This window comes from Acinetobacter sp. 1294596 (genome assembly GCF_000582925.1).
Taxonomy (GTDB): domain Bacteria; phylum Pseudomonadota; class Gammaproteobacteria; order Pseudomonadales; family Moraxellaceae; genus Acinetobacter; species Acinetobacter radioresistens.
In genome coordinates this window covers 1-2,980 of the sequence record NZ_JFCC01000086.1, presented here as the reverse complement: position 1 = coordinate 2,980, position 2,980 = coordinate 1, and the positions used below count along the sequence as shown (strand labels likewise).

Genomic DNA, 2,980 nt, shown 5'->3' with positions numbered 1-2,980 from the left:
GGATGGCATATATACGTGCTGATTTAATTACAAAGGAAATCTCTGAAATGAGCTCCTTTAACCGGTCTATAAATTAACCACACCGCTACTCAAGCTGTATATAGCGTGCTAAAAGTTTGGCTTAATGGTCACGAGTAAAATAATGGCAATAAAAGCAAATAAACCAATGGCCAAACCGGCTCGACGCTGTACTAACAATATAGAATCATCCTTGCGGAAAGCCTTCATGAGCGAGGAAAACAGAACGATAAACAGAATAATCTTGGCATAAAACCAAGGCTGTACCATAAACTGATTCATCACTAATAAAATAATACCTGTTAAAATGATCAGGCTAAAGGATAAGTGCTGTAGTGCGACCAGTATCTTACGTCCGATGGGGTTTGGCTGGTTGCCCTGTGTTCCGATAAACAGGGTCAGGCCACGCAGCACAAAAACAATCAGAGCTAGTGTGGCACTGCTCATATGTATAATTTTTAAGAACAGATGAGTATCCATGTATAATTTATACTCTTGTTAAACTTTAGGCGCATGGGCGCATTCAGGGCTTGCAGGTGCAATCCCCGGCCATTCAGTCGGTAAGTAAGCATGAATAGACAAGGCATGGATATTGCCAGGACTCATCAAATCTGCCGTCAGAGCATAAATTTTCTGATGACGCTGTACCAATCGCAGGCCAATAAAAGACTCACTGACAATAATAACTTTAAAGTGTGTTTCTTTACCCGGGAAATAACCGCCATGACTTGAAGATTCATTAACTACCTCAAGATGAGTAGGTGACAAAGTCTGTAATCGTTCAATCAGTTGCTGTTCTAGGCTCATAACTAGTCCTCTGAGTGATTATTGGAGTGGAATTGAAGTATACGTGTTCCTCAGCCAGCTTACCTTAGTAAAATCTTTATGTTTTACATCTTTTTATAGTTATACCTCGATATAAAACCAACTACCTTGTGCTGAATGGCAAGGCAAACAGGCTAAAAGATGATAAAAGTTGAATTTAAATAGCTTAAAATGATTTTATTTTATGCAATCAGTTCAATATTCTGTAGAAAAATGTTGACCGGTATCTTCCATAATGTATTATAAGCGGCACGCGGGAATAGCTCAGTTGGTAGAGCACAACCTTGCCAAGGTTGGGGTCGCGAGTTCGAGTCTCGTTTCCCGCTCCAGATTTTTTAGTTCAAGTTTTTATAAAAACTGCTCAATATGCGGGAATAGCTCAGTTGGTAGAGCACAACCTTGCCAAGGTTGGGGTCGCGAGTTCGAGTCTCGTTTCCCGCTCCAAATTCAAAAAGCCCTGATCGAAAGATTGGGGCTTTTTTCTTGTTGATTTTATTATATTTTTTAAAAACTCTTCTTCCTTTGTTATTCGATTCAATAAAAAATATTCTTAATGTAATTTGTATTTTGTGACCAAGATGTGACCATGGCGTGCCCACGACAATAAAAATGGCCTCAATTGACCTTAAATGTCCTCAATCGATCACCACTTTCAGAGCTTTTTTGAAAGCAAAAAATCACCCTGTTCTCTTCCAAACAAGGTTTTTTTTACCAAACGATCAAATATTTGTGACCATTTCACTTTTTGATGTGACCATTTGTGACCAAACTAGTCATTATCATTTTGATTATTATCAATTTTCTTAAAAATCAATAAATCACCCACTCCCACATCTAATGCAATACAAATTTTATCAATGGTTTCAAAATCAATCCGTACAGATTCATCATTATAAAGTTTGTGCAAAGTAGATTTATTAATTCCAGTACTTCTTACCAAATCAGCAACCTTAAGTTTCCTTTCTGCTAATAAAACTGCCAAGTTTGAAATAATCATAAAATTTCCTACTTAAATCATAAAAAGTACTTGCAACAACATAAAAATATGATAATTTATGTCTTAGGAATAATTTTTCCTAGTTACCTAGTAAAAAATATGAGGCTCTATTATGTCATATACCTATCTCACAGCCCAGCAACTGGCTGAAAAAATCCAGTACGACGCTCGTACTATCCGCAACCAACTGAAGGACAGTGTCTTTATTGAAGGTGTTCACTACATCCGTCCTTTTGGTGGTCGAAAAATTCTTTTTGTTTGGGAACGCATTGAAACTGAAATGCTTAAATTCACCGGTTTAAGCATGGATGCCTTGCAATAAGGCTTAGGAGGTTTAACTGATGGCTACCATCCGGGAACGAAGTGGCAAACTGATTGCCGACTTTCGCTACATGGGCATTCGTTGTAGAGAGACAACCAATCTTGAAGACAATGCTTATAACCGACGCATTTTGAAAAAACGTCTCGAACAGCTTGAAGCTGAAATTACTTTGGGAACTTTTGAATACGAAAAGTACTTTCCAAAAAGTAACCGTGTTGAGGAGTTTAAGGAAAAAAGAAGTCAGCAAATTGCTGTACAGACCAAAGTTCCTCTTTTTAAAGAGTTTACTGAATTGTGGTTTAAGCAGAAACAAGTTGAATGGAGAACCTCATATCAGCAAAAGGTTTCAATTGTGATCAAAAACTATTTGATTCCTGCTTTTGGTAATCAGGTTCTCTCGAAAATCAAGAAGTCAGACTTGCTGAACTTCCGTGCCTCTCTCGCCAAAGTGACACACGGAAAAGATCAAACAAGTCTGAAAGCATCGAGGATCAATCAAATCATGACGCCTTTACGTATGATACTCAATGATGCGGCTGAACGATACGAGTTTGAGTCGCCTTATAAAAATATTAACAATCTGAAGGAAAGCAAGATTGAAGTCACACCTTTTTCTCTGGAAGAGGTGCATAAAATTCTTACCACAGTGCGTGAAGACTTCCGCCCCTATTACACCATTCGCTTTTTTACGGGTATGCGTACCAGTGAAATCGATGGTCTGCAATGGAAAAATATCGACTTACAGCGTCGTGAAATCCATATCAGAGAAGCGTTAGTAAATGGCGAGCTTGGTGGAACCAAAACTTATGGTTCTGACC

At 38.2% G+C, this 2,980-nt stretch carries 5 protein-coding genes and 2 tRNA genes; 4 read left to right on the top strand and 3 right to left on the bottom strand.

Going from position 1 to position 2,980, the window contains the following annotated elements; genetic code table 11:
- Positions 1 to 108 precede the first annotated feature (108 nt).
- A complete protein-coding gene (locus J502_RS15810) occupies positions 109 to 498 on the bottom strand; it encodes a SirB2 family protein (RefSeq protein WP_005405841.1) in 390 nt (129 codons plus the stop codon).
- An 18-nt stretch (positions 499 to 516) separates the two neighbouring features.
- Positions 517 to 825 carry a BolA family protein gene (locus J502_RS15805; RefSeq protein WP_034684677.1) on the bottom strand — a complete coding sequence of 103 codons (309 nt, stop codon included), beginning with the start codon at positions 823 to 825 and terminating at the stop codon, positions 517 to 519.
- 271 nt (positions 826 to 1,096) lie between these two features.
- On the opposite strand from J502_RS15805, the gene J502_RS15800 reads away from it, so the two are divergent.
- Positions 1,097 to 1,172: transfer RNA gene (locus J502_RS15800), tRNA-Gly, on the top strand.
- 39 nt (positions 1,173 to 1,211) lie between these two features.
- Positions 1,212 to 1,287, top strand: a tRNA-Gly gene (locus J502_RS15795).
- Between the two features lie 325 nt (positions 1,288 to 1,612).
- Here the strand turns inward: J502_RS15795 and J502_RS15790 are convergent.
- A complete protein-coding gene (locus J502_RS15790; RefSeq protein ID WP_000587224.1) occupies positions 1,613 to 1,840 on the bottom strand; it encodes a helix-turn-helix domain-containing protein in 228 nt (75 codons plus the stop codon).
- Between the two features lie 112 nt (positions 1,841 to 1,952).
- Between J502_RS15790 and J502_RS15785 the strand changes: the two genes are divergently transcribed.
- The gene (locus J502_RS15785; RefSeq protein ID WP_000122748.1) at positions 1,953 to 2,162 is read left to right on the top strand and encodes a hypothetical protein; all 210 of its coding nucleotides are present in this window, start codon (positions 1,953 to 1,955) and stop codon (positions 2,160 to 2,162) included.
- Between the two features lie 19 nt (positions 2,163 to 2,181).
- A partial coding sequence (locus J502_RS15780; RefSeq protein WP_034685143.1) for an Arm DNA-binding domain-containing protein occupies positions 2,182 to 2,980 on the top strand: 799 nt, incomplete at its 3' end.

Excerpts from the sequence above, each read along its gene's own strand:
- J502_RS15785 (WP_000122748.1), top strand. The coding sequence starts at position 1,953 with ATGTCATATACCTATCTCACAGCCCAGCAACTGGCTGAAAAAATCCAG.
- J502_RS15790 (WP_000587224.1), bottom strand. The coding sequence starts at position 1,840 with ATGATTATTTCAAACTTGGCAGTTTTATTAGCAGAAAGGAAACTTAAG.
- J502_RS15805 (WP_034684677.1), bottom strand. The coding sequence starts at position 825 with ATGAGCCTAGAACAGCAACTGATTGAACGATTACAGACTTTGTCACCT.
- J502_RS15810 (WP_005405841.1), bottom strand. The coding sequence starts at position 498 with ATGGATACTCATCTGTTCTTAAAAATTATACATATGAGCAGTGCCACA.